Origin of the sequence: Actinomadura sp. GTD37 (assembly GCF_041951365.1) — a bacterium.
GTDB lineage: Bacteria > Actinomycetota > Actinomycetes > Streptosporangiales > Streptosporangiaceae > Spirillospora.
The window spans coordinates 563907-581512 of record NZ_JBGNUS010000003.1; the positions used below are offsets into that span (position 1 = coordinate 563907).

15 protein-coding genes, 2 tRNA genes, 4 pseudogenes and 1 other annotated feature are annotated in these 17606 nt (G+C 68.1%); of the genes and pseudogenes, 10 read left to right on the forward strand and 11 right to left on the reverse strand.

Annotation, left to right across the window (positions count from 1 at the left end):
* Nucleotides 1-17: 17 nt before the first annotated feature.
* On the reverse strand, nucleotides 18-413 hold the full coding sequence (locus ACA511_RS21025; RefSeq protein WP_375026141.1) for a hypothetical protein: 396 nt from the start codon (nucleotides 411-413) through the stop codon (nucleotides 18-20).
* Between the two features lie 510 nt (nucleotides 414-923).
* Between ACA511_RS21025 and ACA511_RS21030 the strand changes: the two genes are divergently transcribed.
* Nucleotides 924-1439, forward strand: coding sequence for a hypothetical protein (locus tag ACA511_RS21030; protein ID WP_375026142.1), 516 nt, complete (start codon nucleotides 924-926; stop codon nucleotides 1437-1439).
* Complete coding sequence (locus ACA511_RS21035) at nucleotides 1436-1705, forward strand: integrase core domain-containing protein (RefSeq protein WP_375026143.1); 270 nt, start codon at nucleotides 1436-1438, stop codon at nucleotides 1703-1705. Before ACA511_RS21030 ends, ACA511_RS21035 begins: the two co-directional genes overlap by 4 nt.
* 516 nt (nucleotides 1706-2221) lie before the next feature.
* Here the strand turns inward: ACA511_RS21035 and ACA511_RS21040 are convergent.
* A tRNA-Ser gene (locus ACA511_RS21040) sits at nucleotides 2222-2322 on the reverse strand.
* 352 nt (nucleotides 2323-2674) lie between these two features.
* Between ACA511_RS21040 and ACA511_RS21045 the strand changes: the two genes are divergently transcribed.
* Entirely contained in the window at nucleotides 2675-3151 is a 477-nt protein-coding gene (locus ACA511_RS21045; protein ID WP_375026145.1) for a hypothetical protein, read from the forward strand.
* Between the two features lie 427 nt (nucleotides 3152-3578).
* Here the strand turns inward: ACA511_RS21045 and ACA511_RS21050 are convergent, their stop codons facing one another.
* From ACA511_RS21050 to ACA511_RS21060, 3 genes are all read right to left on the reverse strand, one after another.
* Nucleotides 3579-3737 carry a hypothetical protein gene (locus ACA511_RS21050; protein WP_375026147.1) on the reverse strand — a complete coding sequence of 53 codons (159 nt, stop codon included), beginning with the start codon at nucleotides 3735-3737 and terminating at the stop codon, nucleotides 3579-3581.
* A gap of 908 nt (nucleotides 3738-4645) precedes the next feature.
* Entirely contained in the window at nucleotides 4646-5236 is a 591-nt protein-coding gene (locus ACA511_RS21055) for a hypothetical protein (protein WP_375026148.1), read from the reverse strand.
* A gap of 25 nt (nucleotides 5237-5261) precedes the next feature.
* Nucleotides 5262-5582: a transposase gene (locus tag ACA511_RS21060; protein WP_375026295.1), complete on the reverse strand. Its 321-nt coding sequence runs from the start codon at nucleotides 5580-5582 to the stop codon at nucleotides 5262-5264.
* Here ACA511_RS21060 and ACA511_RS21065 point away from each other — a divergent pair.
* Entirely contained in the window at nucleotides 5566-6867 is a 1302-nt protein-coding gene (locus ACA511_RS21065) for a site-specific integrase (RefSeq protein WP_375026150.1), read from the forward strand. The genes ACA511_RS21060 and ACA511_RS21065 overlap by 17 nt on opposite strands.
* 237 nt (nucleotides 6868-7104) lie before the next feature.
* Here the strand turns inward: ACA511_RS21065 and ACA511_RS21070 are convergent.
* The 3 genes and pseudogenes from ACA511_RS21070 to ACA511_RS21080 all read right to left on the reverse strand — a co-directional run.
* A tRNA-Lys gene (locus ACA511_RS21070) sits at nucleotides 7105-7216 on the reverse strand.
* Between the two features lie 417 nt (nucleotides 7217-7633).
* Complete coding sequence (locus ACA511_RS21075; RefSeq protein ID WP_375026151.1) at nucleotides 7634-8344, reverse strand: hypothetical protein; 711 nt, start codon at nucleotides 8342-8344, stop codon at nucleotides 7634-7636.
* A gap of 761 nt (nucleotides 8345-9105) precedes the next feature.
* Nucleotides 9106-9581: pseudogene (locus tag ACA511_RS21080) on the reverse strand (hypothetical protein); the annotation flags it as partial.
* Nucleotides 9142-9270 (reverse strand) — a sequence feature (AL1L pseudoknot). Its footprint overlaps the pseudogene before it by 129 nt.
* Nucleotides 9582-9703: 122 nt before the next feature.
* On the opposite strand from ACA511_RS21080, the gene ACA511_RS21085 reads away from it, so the two are divergent.
* The 3 genes and pseudogenes from ACA511_RS21085 to ACA511_RS21095 all read left to right on the forward strand — a co-directional run.
* Entirely contained in the window at nucleotides 9704-10252 is a 549-nt protein-coding gene (locus ACA511_RS21085) for a hypothetical protein (protein ID WP_375026152.1), read from the forward strand.
* A gap of 82 nt (nucleotides 10253-10334) precedes the next feature.
* Nucleotides 10335-11099, forward strand: a complete 765-nt coding sequence (locus ACA511_RS21090) for a hypothetical protein (protein ID WP_375026153.1) — start codon at nucleotides 10335-10337, stop codon at nucleotides 11097-11099.
* Nucleotides 11100-11154: 55 nt separating this feature from the next.
* Nucleotides 11155-11253, forward strand: a pseudogene (locus tag ACA511_RS21095) (hypothetical protein); the annotation flags it as partial.
* Nucleotides 11254-11267: 14 nt separating this feature from the next.
* On the opposite strand, the gene ACA511_RS21100 reads toward ACA511_RS21095, so the two are convergent.
* Together ACA511_RS21100 and ACA511_RS21105 are read right to left on the reverse strand one after the other, a co-directional pair.
* Complete coding sequence (locus ACA511_RS21100) at nucleotides 11268-12572, reverse strand: VirB4 family type IV secretion system protein (RefSeq protein ID WP_375026296.1); 1305 nt, start codon at nucleotides 12570-12572, stop codon at nucleotides 11268-11270.
* Between the two features lie 317 nt (nucleotides 12573-12889).
* Nucleotides 12890-13039, reverse strand: coding sequence for a hypothetical protein (locus ACA511_RS21105; protein WP_375026154.1), 150 nt, complete (start codon nucleotides 13037-13039; stop codon nucleotides 12890-12892).
* Between the two features lie 203 nt (nucleotides 13040-13242).
* Between ACA511_RS21105 and ACA511_RS21110 the strand changes: the two are divergent.
* The 3 genes and pseudogenes from ACA511_RS21110 to ACA511_RS21120 all read left to right on the forward strand — a co-directional run.
* Nucleotides 13243-15633: pseudogene (locus tag ACA511_RS21110) on the forward strand (WD40 repeat domain-containing serine/threonine protein kinase); the annotation flags it as partial.
* Nucleotides 15634-15746: 113 nt separating this feature from the next.
* A pseudogene (locus tag ACA511_RS21115) lies at nucleotides 15747-16031 on the forward strand (WD40 repeat domain-containing protein); the annotation flags it as partial.
* A gap of 24 nt (nucleotides 16032-16055) precedes the next feature.
* The gene (locus ACA511_RS21120) at nucleotides 16056-16715 is read left to right on the forward strand and encodes a WD40 repeat domain-containing protein (RefSeq protein ID WP_375026297.1); all 660 of its coding nucleotides are present in this window, start codon (nucleotides 16056-16058) and stop codon (nucleotides 16713-16715) included.
* 471 nt (nucleotides 16716-17186) lie between these two features.
* Here the strand turns inward: ACA511_RS21120 and ACA511_RS21125 are convergent, their stop codons facing one another.
* Nucleotides 17187-17588: an integrase core domain-containing protein gene (locus tag ACA511_RS21125; RefSeq protein WP_375026155.1), complete on the reverse strand. Its 402-nt coding sequence runs from the start codon at nucleotides 17586-17588 to the stop codon at nucleotides 17187-17189.
* Between the last annotated feature and the right edge of the window lie 18 nt (nucleotides 17589-17606).

Genomic DNA, 17606 nt, shown 5'->3' on the forward strand with positions numbered 1-17606 from the left:
CCCCTCTGGGAGCGGGATCAACAGAGGAACCTGCCACAGACGGCGGGGATCACTGCGGTGACCGGGAGGGGGGAGGAGCCGTTGATCTGGACGCTGGTGGTGAGGTCGTGGTCGTTGCCGTCGGAGCGGAAGGTGAAGTCGCAGAAGGCGGTGGTGAAGGAGCATCCGCTGAAGGACGTGATGCCGGCGGGGACCGTCCAGGTGTAACCGGTGGACGGGCCGTTGGCCACGGCGTTGTGGATGCCGTAGGTCGAGGCGGCCCGGAAGGTGCCGCAGACGATCGGGCTGGGCCCGGACGTGGAGGGGTTGATCTGGCAGGTCGGCGGGGACGTCGCGGAAGCGGGACCGGCCAGCACCGCGGTGGAGGCCAGGGCGGCGAGGCCCAGGAGCGACAGGGAGATGATTCTTGACATGGAACGCTAACTCCTTCGATGAGGACAAACTCGGCTCACTTCATAGGCGTTCCAACCTGTTCCAACCTGTTCCAACCCGTTCCAACCCGTTCCAACCTGTCCAGCTTGGCCGTCGAGTAGGTGGCGTGGACCACCACGGGAATCGCCGCCGAAACCTGCGCTCTCCTTGACGGCCGGCTCCGCTCCGCGGCCGCTGCGCCCGAACCGGCCGAACCCGAGGCCGATGGCGAAGCCCTCGCGGTCAGACTGATGTGAGACATGAGATGAACGGGTCCTAGTGATGTGAAGCAGGGCGAGACAGGACGATCGAGATAGTGACGATGACCCTCGCTGACCAGGCCGCCATGACGGGGAGGCCGAGAACGGAACCCTGGCCGCAGATTCGACCGGTGTGCCTGCCGAAAACTACGTCCACGCAGGTGGAAGGCGTAGAGGGATGCTCGGGCGCCGTGCTTGATCAGCTGCGAAACAGCCGGCGGCAGGGCGGTCGTCACGGGATGATGGGCGGCTGTGTTCTTGCGACTGGCCCACTTGACCGCGGCGAACGCGTTCGCGATGCTGCGTCTCCTGCCGATGACCGATCGGGAGAAGGACGCCGAGATTTTGGTGCTGCGGCACCAGATCACCGTGCTGGAGCGGCAACTCGACGGTGAACGGGTGCGGTTCACCGTTCCGGACCGAGCACTGCTTGCGGCGTTGCTGCACCGACTCCGTCCCAGCGTGTTACGGCGGATGCGGTTACTGGTGCGGCCGGACACGGTGTTGCGCTGGCACCGGGACCTGATCGTGGGCCGGCACGCCGCCCGATCCAAACCCAAGCGGCCGGGTCGCCCACCGACCGTCCGTTCCATCCGCAGGCTGATACTTCGACTGGTGCGGGAGAACCCAGGCTGGGGCTACCGGCGGGTGCACGGCGAGTTGCTGGTGCTCGGCATCAAGGTAGCCGCCTCTACCGTCTGGGAGATCCTCAAGGACGCCGGCATTGATCCGGCACCTGAGCGTTCCGCCACGACCCGGGCCGGATGAACGCATTGACGGAACGGTGGGTGCAGACCTGCCGCCGTGAGCTCCTCGACCGGACCTTGATCTGGAACCAGCGGCACCTGCTCCACGCTCTCCGCGAGTTCGAGACCTTCTACAACGAGCATCGCCCGCATCAGGGCATCGCCAATGCTCGCCCGTTGAAGCCGCTGCCGCCGCCGATCAACGAATCAGACCAGATCGCCTACCTGAACGTCCGAAGACGGCAACGTCTGGGCGGGATCCTCAACGAGTCCGAGCATGCGGCTTGACCTGCACGGACGAGGTTTTCGGCAGGGGCACTGCCGACTCCGCAGTGCACAGGCTCTGAGTATGACGGTGACCTCCGACAATCGAAGCGGCGCGAACGCCGGCTCACCGAGGTACGGACTCAGGCCAGATCCGCACTGCCTCGCGTTCTCGGAGCGGGAGCCGGGCAATCCTGCCACGCGCCAGAGGCGTGCCATCGCCAGTGTCACGTTCTTGATCGCGACTGCTCTTCAGGGCCCCTTAGTGGGAGCGCTCGATGGCCCGCTCCGGGACGCGAGCCTGCGGATTCATGCCCGCGGAAATGCGTTGCTGACTGCGCCGGCGGCCCTGGCCGGCGGTTCTGTGGGTGACATGACCGGTTTTGAGCCGGCGAGGAGTACTCGGTTTCGAGGTGCCACCAGGGTGGACGTAGGGCCCGGATCGAGCCGCCGAGCCGCCACCGAGCTGCCACGGGGACGAAATGGGGCATGTCGAGCGGGGGGCAAACCGGGCATTCTCGCGTTCGCCCTGGTCAGGGGTGGTGGGTCGCGTGGGACTCGAACCCACAACCTACGGATTAAAAGTCCGAAATTGTCGTGTCGGAACGGGTTAAACAGTGGCATTGCATGCCGAACCGCCCGCATATTGCCCGATTTCCTTGCTATCCAATGTTACTGCGTGCCGATTCGTTTCAGAACCGCCGAGCCGACAACGAGCCGCCATGGGCTGTTGGTGATCGCGTGGCTTGCTCGGCGGCGACCCCGCTCCTTCAGGGATGACCTGCACGGACGTAGTTTCCGGCAGGCGCAGCTGCGGCGAATGCATCTGCTCGTACGGCCGGACACAGTACTGCGCTGGCACCGGGACCTGATCGGGGGCGGGCACGCCGCCCGGCCCAGACCCAAGCGGACGGGCCGGCCACCGACCGTCCGTTCCATCCGGCTACTGGTACTTCGCCTGGTGCGGGAGAACCGAGCTGGGCTTATCGGCGGGTGCACGGCGAGTTGCTGATGCTTGGCGTCAAGGTGGCGCCTTCCACGGTCTGGGAGATCCTCAAGGAGGCCGGCATCGACCCGGCGCCCGAGCGTTCTGCCACTACCTGGGCCGGCTTCCTGCGCTCCCAGGCCGAAACGCTGCTGGCGTGCGACTTCCTGGAGACCGTGACCCTCACCGGCGCCCGCATGTATGTGCTGGCGGTCATCGAGCACCACATCCGCCGCACCCGGGTTCTGGGCGCCACCGCTCATCCGACCGCAGCGTGGGTGACCCATGCGGCCCGGAACCTGAACATGGACCTTCAGGACGCCGGCTGCCGGGCAGGGTTCTTGATCCGCGACCGGGACGGCAAGTTCCCCGACCTGTTCGACGCTGTCCTGGCCGATGCCGCCATCCAGACGGTGCTGAGCGGGGTTGCGGATGCCGAGGATGAACGCGGTGATGGAGCGGTTGGTGCAGACCTGCCGCCGTGAACGCCTGGACCGCATGTTGATCTGGAACCAGCGGCACCTGCTTCACGCGCTCCGGGAGTTCGGAGACCTTCTACAACGAGCATCGGCCTCATCAGGGCATCGCCAACGCCCGCCCGTTGAAGCCACTGCCTCCACCGATCACCGAACCAGACCATCGCCCACCTGAACGTCCGAAGAAGACAACGTCTGGGCGGAATCCTCAACGAATACGAACATGCCGCTTGACTTACCCGGAGGAGGTTTTCGGCAGTGACACCGTCATGAAGCTGGGATGAAACCGTGGCCTGCGAAGCTGACGGCGCAGAAGGAGCCGAACAAGGAGACGGAAATTTATGAGAGCACCCGTGGAACGCCGGGGCCGGGGGGCCAGGATCAGTGCCTTGGCGGCCGGTGCCCTGACCGTGGCGCTGATCGGTGCGGCAATAGCTCAGGAGGTCACTGCCGAGTCCACCGCGGCGTCCACTTCGGCATCCACCGTGGCGGCCTCGACGTCCACCACGGCCGCCGCCGCGGCGGCAGCCGCACCGTGCAGGAAGGCAGGCAGGGATAGCCGCGACATCGTCCGGGTGTGGTACTGCAACGGCACCGGGGGCACGAAACGCGGTTATCACGGACAGGGTCTCCTTCACGGGGGCGGCACGATCTCGCTCCGCGACCGCTACGGCAAGATCAGGACCATCAGGAAGGCCACCACCAGCGGGACGCTGGCCAGGTGGTACAACACCCTAACCATCCCTGGCCCGGGCCCGTACAGGGCCTGCCTCGGAAATTCTCAGGGCGGCACGGGAGTGTGCACGGGTCTGGTCGGATAGGACTCGTCCGAGCCGCGTGATCAGCCGCTGGTGGCGAGCATCGGCCGCCGCCACCGCTGCGCTGCCAGGATGGTCCGGCGGTGCGGGATGACTCGTTGACATACTGGCCGTCTTCGGACGTGCCTTGCCTACTCGTCTCCCAAGCCGCTGGGCCGCCCTGGCCCACCTGTTGGCTTGATAAGCAGCCCGTCCGCCCTTGAGGCGTGACTCATCACAGTTCCGCCTGGGTGTCCCACCAGGGCCGGCGCACATCGACACTGTTGCCGTCTGTAGGAGAGGCACCGCGTGAACGTACTGACCGAGTCGATCGACGGAGTCATCGAGTCGACACCCACCGCACACGCTTGCCGCCGCTGTCGGTGCCGCCCTGGGCCACACCGAAGCTCCGACCAACACCGACGCTATCGGCAGTTGCTGCGATTCGCCCGCCAGCATCTGCCTGGCGGCGGTGCTGGGCCGTGGAAGCACCGCGAACGCGTTGGTGACGGTCAAGTAAGTCAGTCGCAACAGCACAGCCACCCATAATCCCGCGCGGCCGTCTAGCCGCGGCCCGTCCCAGCGACTGATTAAGTCCCGCGCCGGGAGCCCACCACCCTATGCCTCTCACCTGCACGGGCGTGATCTTCGGCAGGCACAATACGGACCGCCCTTCGGCGGCTGGTCTGGAAGGCGCACCGGGTGGTCAGTGGTCGGGGGTTTCGAGCAACTCCTCTGGAATCGGTAGTTGCTTCGCGCGGAGGTACTCGCCGATGGCCTTGCCCACCTGGTCGATTCGCAGGTTGGAGGAGCCGCCGGTGCCGAGCAGCCCGCGGAGCACGAAGTGGACGGCGCGCAGGTGCGGGAACTCGTGCCGCACGATGTCGAGGTCCTTGGCCTCGGGCAGCAGTCTGCGCAGCTCGGTCGTCGACAATGTCGCGCGCAGCCAGGGCCAGGCACGTTCGTCTGGTACCCACACGCCGACGTTGGCGTTTCCGCCCTTGTCGCCGCTGCGGGCATGGGCTATCGCGCCGAGGGGAGCACGCCGGACCCGATGCGCTGCCGTGGTCTCGGCCGGTTCGGGATGCACGGGCTGGGCCGTCGTTTCGCTCTTGGGCGGTGGCGGGACGTCGATGGTGCGGCCGTCGGCGCGGACGGCGCGGTGGGTGAGCGCGGTCATCGGCAGTAGCGTGGGCCAGTAGTCGATGCGCGGCCGGGGCGAGCCGCCCATCGAGGCGCCGCCGTCGTGGAAGAAGCCGGGGATGCTCTGCAGGTACAGGCTGAGAGGGTGTTTCATCCTGCGGATTCTGTTTGATTCCGGGTCAGGTTCCGCGCCAGGTAGGAGTGGTTTCGCCAGTGAGGCGGCGGCTCATCAGGTCGATCGCGGCTATGTGGATCATGGCTTGGGAACTGGTCGGCAGGGTCTCGTAGTCACGGGCTAGGCGGCGGTGGAGCATGAGCCAGCCAAGGGTGCGTTCGACGACCCAGCGGCGGGGCAGCGGGGTGAAACCGCGGCTGCCGGGATCGCGTTGGACGATCTGCATGTCGATGCCGCGGGTGGCGGCGTGTTCGACCAGGTGCTTGGCGGTAGCCGCCGTCCACCCAGGTGGTACGGACGCTGGGATGGTGGGTGGCGATCTGATCGATCAGGGTGGCGCCGGCGACCGAGTCCCGACCCGCAAGGCCGCGCTGGAGGCGTTGGTGCGGTTGCGCGGCCCGGCCGGGAGTCCGCTCACGGTGGCCGAGTGGCTGCAGCGGTGGCTGGACAACCATCAGGGCGCGCCGTCAACGGTGACCGGTTACACCGATCATGTGCGGCGGTACCTGAGCCCGTTGCTGGGGCATCTGCTGCTGGCGGAGGTGGCGGTAGCGCATGTGGAGGAGATGTTCCAGGTCATCACCCGCGAGCATCAGGCCGCGGGCCGGCGGTTGTCGGCCTCGACGCTGGATCGGATCCGCGCGACGCTGCGGGCGGCGTTGAACGCGGCGTTGCGGGCGGGGCTGGTGGAGGAGAACCCGGCGTCGCTGGTGGCGTTGCCGCCGACCCGGCGCCCTCGGGCGGTGGTGTGGACCGCCGCCCGTGTCCAGCACTGGCGCAAGACCGGGGAGCGGCCCGCCGTGGCCGTATGGACCGCCGCTCAGACCGCCCAGTTCCTGGACGCAATCGCCCCGCATCGTCTGTATGCGGCCTACCATCTGATCGCGTTGCGCGGGCTGCGGCGCGGTGAGGCAGCCGGGCTGCGCTGGTGCGATGTCGACCTGGACGAGGGCACCGCGGTGATCTGTCGGCAGTTGCAGCCGAGGGACGGGCGGCTGACGGTATGCCCGCCCAAGACCGCGCACAGCACCCGGGTGATCGCGCTGGACCGCACCACCATCGCGGCGTTGTGCGTGCACCGCTCCCGGCAGCATGCGGAGGCTGACGCCTATGGCGAGGGGTACCGCGACAGCGGGTATGTCTTCACCAACCGCAACGGTGACCCGGTCGCCCCGGGCCGGCTCACGCACGTGTTCCAGAAGCTGATCGCCGAGCATGATGTGCCGCCGATCCGGTTGCACGACCTGCGGCACGGCGCGGCCACGCTGGCGCTGGCGGCCGGGGTGGAGTTGAAGGTGGTGCAGGAGATGCTCGGGCATTCCAGCATCGTGCTGACCGCCGACACCTACACCTCCGTGCTACCCGAGGTCGCGCACACCGCCGCGGAGAAGACCGCCGCGTACCTGCTCCGCGCGGCTGGTGTGGTGCCCGGCACCACCCAGCGCCGGGGCCGTGCTCCGGCCCGGCGTCAACGGCCGGCGGCGAGTCATACCCGGGCGGGCCTGGTGCGGCGCCGGTCGACTGCCCCGCGCCCCGAATCGGCGGGGCCCCGCATCCGGGCTCGGTCTGCTGTCCGGGTTCGCGCCGATAACACGGCTTCTGCGGCGTAATCGAGAGCAACCGCTCCCTGTCCTTGCCCGTCGACCTGCGAAGGACTAACCGCATACCGGAGGCGCGGCGGCTGCGAGCAGCTCGGCGCGGGAATTCGGCCTTGCCCCCGTCAGAACGGGGAGGACGCGGGGGTGTTGGGCTTGGTCTGCGTCTATGGCGGCCCCAGGGTGGCCTCAGCCCGGCCCCAGGCATGATCACCAGTGGGCTGTCGAAGCCGTGTTTGCCCTGGTCAGGGGTGGTGGGTCGCGTGGGACTCGAACCCACAACCTACGGATTAAAAGTCCGAAATTGTCATGTCGGAACGTGTTTCACAGTGTCATTGTATGCCGAGACATCCGCTTATCGCCCGATCTCCCTGCCATGCAATGTCACTGCATGCCGATTCGTTTCAGAACCGCCGGGCCGACAACGAGCCGCCATGGGGCGTTGGTGATCTTGTGGCATGCTCGGCGGCGGCCTCGCCTGACCTTTTCGGACGGAGTAATCGGCAAGTGCAGGGTTCGCGCCCCGTAGGCCCGCTTCGCTTGTCTCCGCGCCCTGCCGGTTCGTGCCCCCTTGGGCTTGCCGAGCCGTGGGACGAGCTTGAAACCGCCGACTGGGTCCGATACGCCAGCAAGGCATGGACGCGCTGGGCACTCGCCAGGCAGCCGGGCTACGTCTGGCGACCGGGCGCCGCCCGCGCCCGCAGCACCGGTCCAGGCTTGGTGGCCGTCTTCGTGTCAGACGTGTCACGTAGCCGGCGCTGGGGCCACTGGTTACGCGAAGTCACCGCAGCAGCGTGTTCCGCAACGTGATGCTGTGCCGAAGGCGCAGCCTGCGCAGCTCGTAGTGGGCGAGGGCGGACACCGTCAGCGGCGCCCCCAGCAGCAGCGCCATGGCCAAGATGCCCGGCACTCCCTCATAGGCATCGGTGAAAAGGTTGACCAGGGCCATCACCCAGGACGCTGACACGCTCACCAAGGGCGGCACAACCTCGTGGATGTCGGCTGTCCGGAACACGTTGGTCAGCGATAGGACAATGCCGTAGACCGCGAAGGGGAGCATCCAGAGGAACAGAACCACGCCGCCCGGGATCAGAACGATCGGTCCGACCGCTTCGCGCAGACCGCCGAACTCCGGCGCGGCCGCGATCACGAAGGTGAACATGGAGCCGAAGATCGCCCCTACCGCGATCAGCGGGTGGCGGACCCGGCGCGCGAACGCGCCCCGGTTCGGCGGCCGGGCGGCCAGGACAAAGCCGCCCACGACCAGCGGCAGAGCGCAGGTGAGGATCAAAACGTTGATCCAGGCGTCATTGAACCTTTCACTCGCCAGTTCTTTGGGGGCGGTGACCTTGTAGACCGCGGCCACGGCGAGAGACACCACGATGCCTGCCCAGGCACGGGCGAACTGCAACTTCTTGACACGCGAATCGACGATCAGGTCCGGTCGGGAGGGCAGAAAAGCCGCCCGCGCGGCCAGGAACGGGTTCAGCATCCGGAGGATCCGTCCCGCGCGCGTCGGCGGACGCGGAGGCGGCTGAGGTTCCGGCTGCCAATGCGGTGGCGGGTAGGGCGGAGGCGGATACTGCGGTGGGTAAGGCCGCGGTGGGTACGGCGGATACTGCGGCGGCGGCCCCTGCTGCCATGGCGGCGGCCCTCCGTACCCGTGATGAGGCGGCCTGCCCTGCGGCGGTATGGGGGGCGGCCGTTGCCCACCCTGCCCCCACGGCGGACCGGCGGGACCTGTCAAAAGGAACTCCTCAGGGTGTCACCACCGACTTCCACACCCGGAAGCGGCCCGGAAACATGATGCATGATCTGGACCGGCTCCGGTGGTCAGACGCCAACCGCCCCGCGAACTCGCACTAGTCCGGCGGGCGTCAGGACGCGTGGGGCCGCTGGATATGTACGGGGAGCGGTGCGCGTACCGAGAATTACGTCCGGGCAGGTCAAAGGCGTAGAGGGGTGCTCGGGTGCCGCGCTTGATCAGCTGCGAAACAGGCGGTGGCGAGGTGCTGCGGCACCAGATCACTGTGCTGGAGCGCCAACTCGACGGCGCACGGGTGCGGTTCATCGTCCCCGACCGCACTGGAGTCCACCGGGTTCAGTGAAGTCTGATGTGCCCCGCGTTCGGTGGTGTCGGGATACCGGAATCTCATGCGAGCAGTTGGGCTGTGTGGAGTCTTAAGTACTCGATCGGGGTGAGCATCCCCAGGGCGCTGTGGCGGCGTCGGCGGTTGTGGAAGATCTCCAAGTTGAGGCCGGACGTGACTTGGCGGCGTAGTAGGTGGACGGTGCGATCTTGGTGCCGTGTGCAGACAGCACCCGGCAGATCGGCTCGACCCCGAACACCTTGCGGAATGTGTCGATGAACGCGATCAGTACCTGTGTGGCCGGTCGAGCCCGGCCGCGAAGAAACCCGCAGCGGCCTTGAGGATCTCGTTCGCTTGCCGCAGCTCGGCGTTCTCGCGCTTGAGCCGCTTCAGCTCCGCTGATTCCTCGGTCGTGGTCCCCGGCCGGGCGCCGGCGTCGACCTCGGCCCGACGCACCCAACTGCGCACCGTCTCGGTCGAGGTGACTCCCAGCTTGGCTGCGACGGCCTTCAACGCCGACCACTCACTGGGGTAGTCCGGACGGACCTCGGCCACCATGCGGACCGCGCGCCTGCGCAGCTCAGGGGGATAGGGGCGGACGTGCCATGACTCGATCCTCTCAGGAAAACAAGACTCCATCCGACCCGGGGCGCTTCACCGCTACGGATCGATCGCGGAGCTGGTGCTGAACCGCAGGTGCGGCCGGAACAGGCCCAGCGGTGCGGCTTCCCTCATGACACGGCGGACCCGATGATGGTCCTGTGCGCTTTGAGGACGATCTGCTCTGGGAGGCCGTCGACCGAAGCGGCTGGGGCTTGCGCTGGCTGCGCCATGTCGTGGCGGCGGCTGCACTCGCCGGCTTCGGCGGCCTGCTTTGGCTGGGCGGCGTGCGTGTCTTCGCCGTCGCCGCGTTCTGCGGAGCGCTGGCCTACGCGATCTGGGCCACCCTTCACTGGCTGCGGGACCGGCGGCGCTTGGTGCGGGTGACCGTCGCTGACGACGTCCTCCGCTGCATCCGCATGCACCATGTCAGCGGGCGGACCACTGATCACGACCCCCGCATGGCGACCAACGTGCACATCACCCACCGGGGCCATTGCTACGACGACCTCGAAGATCGGCAGCAGCTCGGCGGCGCGGGGATGGCGACGCTGCGGCTCCAGATCGCGGGCTTGCGGTTCATCAGCCGACCGGCGGGGATGGACTCCGAGGAACTCGATCGACTGCAGCAGTCCTGGCGAACCGTCTGCCCGAAGGCCGCAATCGACGTCAAGCGGATACCGGGGCAGTTCGCCGGCTACTCCTACTGACGTGTGCCGCTCGGAAGCTCGATTCATGCTGTGACCTGGGGTCTCGCTGCGGGATCACGTATCTGGCTGGGACCATCTCGAGGTGCTGCTGTCGCTGCTGTACCGGTTGGTGAGGTGCCTGTTCGGCTTGTTGGCGGTGCTGGTTCGGTCGGATCCGTCCAAGGACGTCGAGTTGCTTGTGCTGCGGCATGAGAACCAGGTGCTGCGTCGTCAGCTGGGCGGTCGGCCGCGGTGGGATCACGGCGACCGGCTGTGGTTGGCGGCGTTGTCCCGGCTGGTTCACCGCCGCCGGTGGGCGGAGATCTTCCCGGTCACCCCGGCCACGATCCTTCGCTGGCACCGCCACCTGGTCGCCCGCAAATGGACTTACACTGACCGGCGCCGGCCGGGACGTCCACCCACCGGTGTTTCGATCAAGACGCTGATCGTGCGGTTGGCGCGCGAGAATCCAACCTGGGGCCATAGAAGAATCCAGGGCGAGCTGGCCCGGCTCGGTCACGCGATCGCCGCCTCCACAGTGTGGGAAGTCCTACGAGCCGCTGGCATCGACCCGGCACCGCGGCGGGAGGGGCCGAGCTGGCGGCAGTTCCTGATCGCCCAGGCTCACGCGATCATCGCGTGTGACTTCCTGGTGGTGGAGACGGTGCTGCTCAAGCGGTTGTGCGTGCTGGTGTTCATCGAGCACGGCACCCGCAGGGTGCATCTGGCCGGGGTGACCGCGTGCCCGACGGGGGCGTGGGCGGTCCAGCAGGCCCCGCAACCTGGCCATGGAGTTGGAGGGTCGTATCGGCGCGCTGCGGTTTTTGATCCACGACCGCGATCCGATCTTCACCGCCGCGTTCGATGAAGTGTTCAAGGTTGAAGGGCTCCGGGTCGTCAGGACCTTGCCGCGGACGCCGCGGATGAATGCGATCTGTGAGCGCGTGATCGGAACCCTTCGCCGTGAGTTGCTGGACCGGGTGTTGATCCTGGGGGAGCGGCACCTGGCCTTGGTGCTCGGCGAGTACCTGGAGCACTACAACGGCCACCGGCCACACCAGGCCCGCCGGCAACGACCTCCAGATGCCGAATGCCAGCCCATCAGGACCCCGGCTGAACTCAACGACCTGCGATCCATCCGGCGAAGACCCGTCGTCACCGGCGTGATCAACGAATACCGCCACGCCGCATAACCCCAGCTCATGCCACCTAACTCAATAATCGAGCGGTACAGGATCCCGTACAGGCCCGTGCCGCCGGCGGTGTTCTGGAACAGAGCGGTGTCGTGGAGCAGGGGCGTGCGGGTCATTGGTGGCCGGCCTCCGTGGCTGCGGTGTGGGTTTGGGTGCGGGTGGCGAGTTCGGCGGGGTCGGTGGTGACGAGCCGGTGCTCGCGCGGGCTGGCGATGGCGGCGAAGGCGGCCCGGTCGGACCCGGTGCCGGTTCCGCACAGCAGGCCGTGGCCGCGGTCGGCTGCGAGAAGGAAGGTCTTCTCGCCGTCGGTGAGGTCGAAGGCGTCGGTGATCTGGTCGATGGCCTGGGGTGCTTGGCGGAGCAGGATCTGTGGCGGAGTTGGCGATCACTGCTCGGCCCAGATCGGTGGAGAGCAGGTCTCCGGCGTCCTGGGTGACCACGGCGAGGCCGGCCCAGTGTTTGCGGGCGGACTTGGCCAGCCGGTACAGGAACCGGGCGCCCTCGTCTTCGCGCATGAGCGTCCAGGCTTCGTCGACCACGACCAGGCGGCGGTGCCGAGCCTGCGGGTTGGCGGCGGCGCGCCAGATCGTGTCCAGTGCGAGGAGCATCCCGACTGGGCGGACCTCGTCGGGTAGGTCCCGCAGCGAGAACAGCACCAGGTGCCCGGTGGGGCGGGTGGTGGTGGGTCCGGCGAAAAGGTTCCGGTAGGAGCCGGTGGTGTAGGGGGTGAGCCGCGCCGACAGATCGGCCGCCGTGCCCGCCTCCGGCGCCTGCGATCCGGCGACGTGGTCGAGTTGGGCGGTGAGGTCGGCCAGGACGGGGGCGGGACGCGCCCAGGTGCGGGGGTCGGAGCCGATGCCGCGCGCCCGGTAGGCGGCCAGGACCGCGCGGTCCAGCACCGCCCGCGCCGCCGGTGTGAGCGGCTCGGCGAGCATCGCCGCGATGAGGGTCTGCAGGAACAGCGCCCGCCGGATGAGGGTGTCGGCGCCCTGCCCCTCAGGTAGATCGAAGGGGTTGAAGCACAGACCGGGGGCGCCGAGCGCGATGTGGGTGCCGGCGACGTGTTCGCACAGCCGCTGGTACTCGTCTTCGGGGTCGATGACGGCGACCTCACGTTCCTCGACAGTCAACGGCTGACGTCTCGCCACCAGCAACCCCCGCCACCTCGGATGTTGCTACGACGCTATGACACCGCCGGGAACTGGGGCTAAACGCTGAGGACGGATTGAGGTAGGCGGTCGCCGATATCCAGAGCCAGCGCAAACGCATCGGCGAACTACTTGGCAAGATCCGCGACCTGGAACTTGCCCTGCCCGCTGAGGCGGTCCAGCGCTTGGCAACGGTGAACGCCACCCTTAAACGGCAGGTCCAGACGTTAACGGCCGAGAACTGGAAGGTGGCCGACCGTCTAGAGTAGCCGCATCGCGCGACAACTATCGCGCTCAAGAAACGAGAAATCGCCAAGCTACAAGGCCTTCTGCTCGACCAGCACCTTCATACCGCAGCCCGCGACCTGTATCCAGTGCACGATCACGAAGGCGCTGCGCATCAGCCCGCGAGGCAACGTCACCGGAGGTTGAAACTGGCCAGCGACCATGTCGGCTACTTCCTCCATATCTTCCGAGCCGAGTTTCCGGACGCTGCATTCGAGATGCCTTCCCGCCCTGCTCGTTGCGTTTCTCCCTTGGGGTGGTTCTGTGGCGAACTTCCCTTGTTTAGGGGGCGTCACAACCACTGTTGCTGTGGGTGCGCGGCCGGTGGCCAGATGGGTGCCGGTCGGGCCGGGGAAGGGAGTCGGTGGAGTTGGTGGATCAGTTGGTGCCGGGGGATCCGGAGCGGATCGGGGAGTTCTGGCTGGCGGGGCGGTTGGGTGCGGGCGGGCAGGGGGTGGTGTATGAGGCGTACGGGCCCGAGGGGGCGCGGGTGGCGATGAAGGTGCTGCACTCCGCGGCTGGTTCGCCGCAGGAGCTGGAGCAGATGGCGGCCGAGGCACGGGCGGCGCAGCGGGTCGCCCCGTTCTGCACGGCGCGGATCGTGCAGGTACACCTGAAGCCGCCGCGGCCCTACATCGTCAGCGAGTACATCGACGGCGTGAGTTTGCAGGCCGCCGTGGCAGGGGGCGGCGGGCGCGGGCCGCGCCAGTTCGGCGGGGACGAGCTGCACCGCCTGGGGATCGGTATCGCCACGGCGTTGACGGCGATCCACCAGGCCCGGGTCGTGCACCGCGATCTCAAGCCCGGCAACGTGATGCTGGGGCCCGATGGTCCCCGGTTGATCGATTTCGGGATCGCGCGGACGGTGGACACCCAGTCGGCGACCCAGGCGGGCGGGCTGGCGGGGACGCTGCGGTACATGCCGCCGGAAGTGTATGCCGGGCGGCGGGCCGGGGCTGAGGCCGATGTGTTCGCCTGGGGCGCGATCATGGTGTTCGCCGCCACCGGCCGGCACGCCTTCACCGGCAGTGATCTGCCGCAGATCGCCCACCAGGTCCGCAGCTGCCATCCCGACCTGTCGGTGCTGCCCGGGCCGTTGCGGGGCCTGGTGGCCGCGGCGTTGGACAAGGACCCGCTGCGGCGCCCGCCGGCGCGGGCGATCCTGACGGCCCTGACGGGCGACCCCCACCAGGGCACCGGCCTGGACGACCTGATGGGGCTGGGGTCGGTGCAGGCCGTCCCGCACACTGGTTGGGAGCCGGGCGACCCGGCACTGGGCAAACTCGCCGAGGACATCTATGGCGCCTTGCCGCCCGAGGACCAGCGTCTGGTCCCTGAGGTGTTCTTGCGGTGCCTGGTGCCCGCCGAGGCGGGAGGGTGGTCCCTGCGCCCGGTGCCGGCCACGGAACTGTTCGACCGCCACACCCCCGCCGAGGCGGAGGCGCTGCGGCGGGTGGTCGATGCCTTCACACCGCTGCTGGCCGTCACCACCGGCCAGGACCCCGGCCCCACCAGGCAGCAGCCGGACGCGGGATTTGGCGAACAGGTCGCGGTGACCCGGCCGGCGCTGCCGCGGGCCTGGCCCCGGCTGGGCGACTGGCTCGACCACTACCGCCCGGACCTGGCCGTCCACCACCGGACCCGCCACGCCGCCCGCACCTGGGACACCAACGGCCGCCGCCGCGGCGACCTACTCACCGGCGCCACCCTCGACCAAGCCGTGCACTGGGCCGGCGCTGGACACCCGCCCCACCCCAACCGAACCGAACGCGCCTTCCTGGACGCCTCCACCCGCGCTCAGACCACCCGCACCCGCCGCACCCGCGCCATCGCACTGGTGCTGGCCGTCACCACCCTGCTGTCCCTGACCGCCACCGGATGGGCCCTCCAAGCCCAACGCACCGCCGACCAGCAACGCGACTCCGCCGTCTCTAGCCAGCTCCTCATGCAAAGCGAACAGGCCGCCGACCCGGCGATAGCGGGACTTCTCGCCGTAGCGTCCCGGGACATCCAGAAAACCCCCGAAAACCGCGCTCGCCTCCTTGACGTCCTGGCCAACCCAGAACGTGGCATCCTCCACGGCCACACCAACATCGTGCTATCGGTGGCGTTTAGCCCCGACGGTCATACCCTGGCCACCGGCAGCGGCGACAAGACCGTGCGGCTGTGGGACGTGGGCACCCGCAAGCAGCTCGGCCGACCCCTCACCGGCCACGACGGCTGGGTGAGATCGGTGGCGTTCAGTCCCGATGGCCGCACCCTGGCCACTGGCAGCTTCGACAAGACTGTGCGGTTGTGGGACGTGGGCACCCGCAAGCAGCTTGGCCAACCCCTCACCGGCCACACCGCCGAGGTGGTCTCGGTGGTGTTCGGTCCCGATGGCCGCACTCTGGCCACTGGCAGCGACGACAGCACCGTGCGGTTGTGGGACGTGGGCACCCGCAAGCAGCTTGGCCAACCCCTCACCGGCCACACCGCCGGGGTGGTCTCGGTGGTGTTCAGTCCTGACGGCCGCACCCTGGCCACCAGCGGCAGCGACGGCGACAGCACCGTGCGGCTGTGGGACGTGGGCACACACATGCAACTCGGCCAACCGCTCACCGACCACATCTACGACGTGAGATCGGTGGCGTTCAGTCCCGACGGTCATACTCTGGCCACCGGCAGCGGCGACAAGACCGTGCGGTTGTGGGACGTGGGCACCCGCAAGCAGCTTGGCCAACCCTTCACCGGCCATACCGGCCCCGTGCTCTCGGTGGTGTTCGGTCCCGATGGCCGCACTCTGGCCACTGGCAGCGACGACAGCACCGTGCGGTTGTGGGACGTGGGCACCCGCAAGCAGCTTGGCCAACCCCTCACCGGCCACACCGCCGGGGTGTGGTCTCGGTGGTGTTCAGTCCTGACGGCCGTACCCTGGCCACCGGCGGCGGCGACCAGACTGTGCGGCTGTGGGATACCCGCATCCGTCGGCCGATCGGCCAGCTCCGCACCGACGGTACCGACTTTGAGTACTCGGTGGTGTTCAGTCCCGATGGCCGTACCCTGGCCACCGGCGGCGGCGACCAGACTGTGCGGCTGTGGGATACCCGCACCCGTAAGCCGATCGGCCAGCTCCGCACCGACGGTACCCTCTTCGTGTACTCGGTGGCGTTCAGCCCCGACGGTCATACCCTGGCCACCGGCAGCGACCAAAACATCGTGCGGCTGTGGGATACCCGCACCCGTAAGCCGATCGGCCAACCCCTCATCGGCCACGCCAGCGATGTGAAGTCGGTCGTGTTCAGTCCCGATGGCCGCACCCTGGCCACCGGCGGCAGCGAGAACAGCACCGTGCAGTTGTGGGACGTGGGCACCCGCAAGCAGCTTGGCCAACCCCTCATCGGCCACACCGACGACGTGGGTTCGGTGGTGTTCAGTCCCGATGGCCGTACCCTGGCCACCGGCAGCGTCGACAAGACTGTGCGGCTGTGGGACGTGGGCACCCGCAAGCCGATCGGCCAACCCTTCACCGGCCACGCCAGCGACGTGGGTTCGGTGGTGTTCAGTCCCGATGGCCGTACCCTGGCCACCGGCAGCGTCGACAAGACTGTGCGGCTGTGGGACGTGGGCACCCGCAAGCCGATCGGCCAACCCTTCACCGGCCACACCAGCCCCGTGCTCTCGGTGGCGTTCAGTCCCGATGGCCGCACCCTGGCCACCAGCAGCGCCGACAACACCGTGCGGCTGTGGGATGCGGGGATGCCGGAGGACAGGGAGCTCACCAGCTCCGTCTGCACAGCGATGGGGCGTACTCTGACCCGCCAGGAATGGAGCCAGTATGCCCCCCACGGACTCGATTACAGGAAGGTCTGCCCCTGATCCCCCCTCGTCGTTCCGAGAAGCGCACGGGGTGATCGGGCCGGTCCGTCAGGAGGCGCGCACCTCCCCGAGGACCCGGGGTTGAAGACCCTTGTCGATCTCCCTACGTGATCGTCCTTGGGGAGCGGTCGCCAGAGGCGGCGGGTCCGGGACCGGGCCAGAGGCCGGGCGAGACACGGGCCTGACGTCGGAGCTGCTGTCCGGGAGGGCGCGTCTTGGCTGGAGCGGCTTCGGTGAACACGCCGCCGCGGTGGCGGCCCGGGGAATGAACCGCTCCAGCCGGTCGCCCGGTCGGACGCGACCACGCGGACGACCGGGCGGCCCGCCGCAGCCGGTGGCTGTTCTTCATGCCGACACCGGACGCAATGCCAGCGTAGGACAGTTCACGTCCGTGGTTGCTGCGCAACCAGCTCACCATGTCCGCGACGTCGGTCTCGGCCTTGTGGGTGCCGATTATTATGTCCGTGCAGGTCATGCGGCATGTTCGTACTCGTGGAGGATGCCGCCGAGTCGGTCGCGTCGGAGGATGTGAAGCTGCTCGAGTTGGCTTGGTTCGGTGAGCGGTTCGGGGGCCGGCCGTAGCGGTGCGCCAGTCAATCTGCGGTGGGGGCGGTGGGCGTTGTAGAAGGATTCGAACTCCCGCAGTGCGTGTAGCAGGTGGCGTTGGTTCCAGATCAAGGTCCGGTCCAGGAGTTCACGGCGGCAGGTCTGAACCCACCGTTCCATGATCGAATTCATTCTCGGCATCCGGACGCCGGTGAGGACGATCTTGATGCCTGCGTCAGCCAGAACGGTATCGAACAGGTCGGGGAACTTGCCGTCGCGATCACGGATCAGCCACCGTGCCCGGCACCCGGCGTCTTCCAGGTCCATGACGAGGTTCCTGGCGGC